General features: G+C 32.0%; 3 protein-coding genes. All 3 read right to left on the bottom strand.

Annotation, left to right across the window (positions count from 1 at the left end; translation table 11 throughout):
* Nucleotides 1–1,134: TolC family protein (locus tag ACIQ2S_RS11815; RefSeq protein WP_396176239.1), on the bottom strand; the 1,134-nt coding region annotated here is incomplete at its 3' end.
* Entirely contained in the window at nt 1,118–2,464 is a 1,347-nt protein-coding gene (locus ACIQ2S_RS11810) for an HlyD family secretion protein (protein ID WP_396176237.1), read from the bottom strand. The genes ACIQ2S_RS11810 and ACIQ2S_RS11815, both read right to left, overlap by 17 nt.
* A complete protein-coding gene (locus ACIQ2S_RS11805) occupies nt 2,458–4,143 on the bottom strand; it encodes a peptidase domain-containing ABC transporter (RefSeq protein ID WP_396176241.1) in 1,686 nt (561 codons plus the stop codon). The genes ACIQ2S_RS11810 and ACIQ2S_RS11805 overlap by 7 nt, the downstream gene beginning before the upstream one ends.
* Between the last annotated feature and the right edge of the window lie 3 nt (nt 4,144–4,146).

Genomic DNA, 4,146 nt, shown 5'->3' with positions numbered 1-4,146 from the left:
ATCCAATTCAGCATCTTGTAATTTAAATTTTGCTACTTGAAAATTGCCACGTTCTTTTCTAAGAAATAACGGAAGACTAAAATTCACACCGTATTGATAATTTAAGGTATTAAAATCTCGAACAAATTCGGGCTCTGATATATAATTGTAATTCAAATTAAGGGTAGGTAATAAAAGATTTCCCTTAAGACGTTTATCTACTTCTAAAATGCTGACTTTGTTTTGCAGTGATTTTATTTTTGGATGATTTTCAAAATCAATGGTTGCAAGTAATAAACCGTTGGTTCGTAAGGTATTTTCAATTGATTTTTCCAAGGCAGATTCCGGCGTAATGAAATCTTGTAATTCTAAGGGTAAATTGTTTTCAAACCATAGAAAATTAGAAAGTTCTAATTTTGATTTAACTAATTTTAATCGTGCTTGTTCTAAATTTAATTTTCTCGATTTCACCAAAATTCCGGCTTCTACACTGTCAATTGCCGGCCTATCACCAGCATCTATTAATCCAATTATACCGTCGTATCGTATAGTTGCATTTTTTAAAAAAGTTTGGTACAGTTTGTATTCATTGTAGTTTCTATACCAATTGAAATAACTGTTAGACGCTAAATAGAGAATATTAGCTACTTCTAAATCACGTTCTGCTTTCGATAAATTTACAAATATTTTAGCTTTTTTCAAATCAGCCATTCGATCATTTATTAGCAAGCCTTGACCAAGAGGCACTGAAATTCCCAGTTTTGCTAATCCGTTATCGGGCGTAGTGTTTTGAGGATTTAAAAAATCCCCTTCCATTCGATCAAAACCAGCTTTTATTTCAACACCATACCATGTTGGAATTTTAAAAGTAGTTGTAAGTAAATCATAATATTCCGTCGATTTAAACTGTTTATTTTCATAATCTACTTCAATTTTTGGATCAAATCCACCTCGACTGGCAATAATTTCTGACTGTGCCTGACTTACTTCAATATTTGCTTGTTTTACCAGAGGATGAAATTGTTTGACATATCCCAAGTAGGCATCTAAAGTCAAAATACTATCAGCAGCGTTCTCCTGTGAATAAGAAAGAAAAGAAAAAACTAAAAATAGGGCAATAGTAGCTCTCATAATTCCTTTATTTTTTTGTTGCATTGGTTTGTTTAGGAATATAAAAATCAGGAGGGAAACCGTTTAATTTTCGCCATAACTCATACCAAATAGGCACATTGTCTAATAATGCAAAAGTTTGAGCTCCTGCACCGATACTTAACTGTTTGGGCCATGGTGCGTCTGCGGGATCTTGAGCGATTAAAATCCGGTATTTCCCATTGGGACTGATAAAATTTTCAATGGCAACAATCTTACCTCCAAAAGTTCCATAAGAGGTATTCGGCCAACCGCTAAATACAATGGTAGGCCAACCATCAAACCAAATTCGTACTTTCTCACCTTTGTGTACCAAAGGCAAATCAATTGGGTCAATAAAACTTTCTACTGCGATGTCATATTTTGAAGGCATAATACTTACAACGGGCGTTCCTTCCTTTATTGTTTCACCAAGGCCAGATTGAAGAGCACGGTTGACATACCCATTTTGCGGGGCTTTAATGTAATAAAGCTCATTTCGCATTTTGTAATTGGTCACCTGATTTTGTAATTTATTTACTTGTGCTTCGGTGTCAAATTGACTGCTAAGTGCTGTATATCGATCACTTCGTGCTTTTGAAACTTTATCCGAATATTCAGCTGTAATTCTGTTAATTTCAACACGTGCGTTAATTAATTCGTTTTTAGATGTTAAATACTTGTTTTGTTGTGTGATGATTTTTGCCTCAGCATCTTGTAGTTTCAAGCGTTTCTCCTCTAAGTCTGTTACAGCTTTAAGTCCTGCTTTATTCAAGTCTTGCGATCGTTTAAATTGTATTTGAGCAATCTTAAGTTGTGTTTTTACAGCTTCTAAATCCATACTGTCACTTTTGATTTTCAAATAGGCTTGTTCAATTTTATTTCTGGCTTGCTCTAATTTTAAAACTCGCTCCCGATCAATTGCCATGATTTGTGTAGACAAAGCATTAGCTTTATCTTCGTACGAACCCTCTGAAAGCATTTTTGCTTTCATTTGACTTTCGGTATTTTTTACTAAATTTGGGTCAAAATAGTCATCTTTTATCTCTGAAATAAATAAAATGGTGTCCCCTTTGTTTACATACTGGCCTTCTGCCACATACCACTTTTCTATTCTTCCCGCAATCGCAGTGTGAATGGTTTGTGGTCGCTGCTCAGGAGAAACGGTGGTTACAAATCCTGAGCCTTGAATGTTTTGGGTCCAAGGTAGCAGCAAAAATAAAATGCTTCCAATCAAAAACCACTTTAATATTCGATTAAAAGATTTAAAGTAGGGTCTTTCACCTAACTGTTTGATTGTTTCAAAACGTGTTAAGTCTGGTTTAGCTTTATTGATATTATTTGAGATATTTAGCATGGTTCCTTGGTGTCAGAAATTAGTTTTCCTTTTTCTAATGTTATAACTCGTTCACATTTTTGTTTCCAATACTCATTTTTAGACGTCACAATTACGGTCCAATTATTTTCCTTAGAAACAATAAAATCAATAATTTCGTTGGCTTGCTCTCTGTCCATCTTCTCAAAAGGTTCCTCTAAAAACAAAATAGTTGGATAATTAATTATTGCTCTGGCCAATAAAATCTTTTGGGATGTTGAGGAAGATAATTGTTTCCCATCTGCTAAAAGCATTTCATCCAAACCGTTTGATAATTGTTTTATTTCATCGGTTAGTTTTATTTTTTCTAAAACCCATTTTAATCGTTCAGGCTGAATGCTTTTATTATTAAAGGTGATGTTTTCATAAATTGTACCCGCAAAAGTAGATTGACCGGCGGTAATTACTCCAATTTGTGAACGATATTGAGCAATATTTATGCGTTTATAATTTTCGTCATTAATATAAATTGAATTGGTGTTGGTTTGAATTAAACCAGCTAAAATTCGTAAAAATGTTGTTTTGCCTGAGCCGTTTTTACCTGCTAAATAAATATTTTCACCTTGATTAATTTTTAAAGAAATATTGTTAATTATTTTTTTATTGGAATCAGGAAATGAAAAATTTAAATTATCAATTTCAAATAAAATATTTTTGAAGCAATAGTTGTGTTCTTCGGTAGTGTTTTCCTCTAAATCCATATCTACTATTTGCCCAATTTTTTCGATTGAGGTTAATAAATCATAAAATGTTTCTAGACCTACAATTATTTTTTCGACGGAATTGATAATTAACAAAATGATAATTTCAGCCGCTACAAATTGACCAATATTAATTTGTTGATTGATTACTAAATAGCCGCCTATAAGCAACAAACCAGCTGAAATTAAAATTTTAAACCCGATTAATTGAATAAATTGTTGTTTTATAATTTGAAAGTGACTTTCTCTGGATTTTAAATATTCTGCAACAAGTAGGTCGTTTTTAGAGAGTGCATATTCAGTTTCTATTTTGTTTTTAAATCCAAAATAATTGCGTGCAATTTCTTGAATCCAATTGGCAACTTTGTACTTGTATTTTGATTCTTTTAAACTTGTTTTTAATCCCGGTTGAAATGATACTCTAAAAATTAAAAATAAAACGATGAACAATATTATTCCAAAAAGAATGAATAGCGGATGATAAATAGACAGTAATAATAATCCGAAGATTATTTGCAAAAGAGATTCCGAATAGTCTAATATTAATTTGGCAACGCTTTTTTGAACCGTAAGTGTATCAAAAAAACGATTAGCTAATTCAGGTGGGTATGAATTATTAAACTCGGTATATTTGATTTTAGGAAAACGGTAGGAAAATTCAAAAGAGGATCTTATAAATATTTTTTGCTGAATACTTTCGGTAATTCTTAGTTGCATGAGTTTTAAAACCCCATTAAAGGCTACTCCAAGAATAACAACTATCACTAATATAATCCACGATAGACTGACTCTTCCGCCTTGAATTAAGTTAATGATTGCTTGAATTCCTAATGGTAAAGACAAGCTCACAATACCCGAAAAAACAGCATAAAAGAAAACTTGATAAATATCTTTTTTATCTAATTTTAGCAGATTAATAAAGCGTTGTAGAGGTGTGGTAGATGATAATTTTTTTTTCATTTT

The sequence above is a fragment of the Flavobacterium sp. genome, assembly GCF_044371705.1.
In the GTDB taxonomy this organism is placed as follows: Bacteria; Bacteroidota; Bacteroidia; order Flavobacteriales; family Flavobacteriaceae; genus Flavobacterium.
Note: the sequence above shows the minus strand (reverse complement) of the source record. Positions and strands in the feature narration are given on the sequence as shown.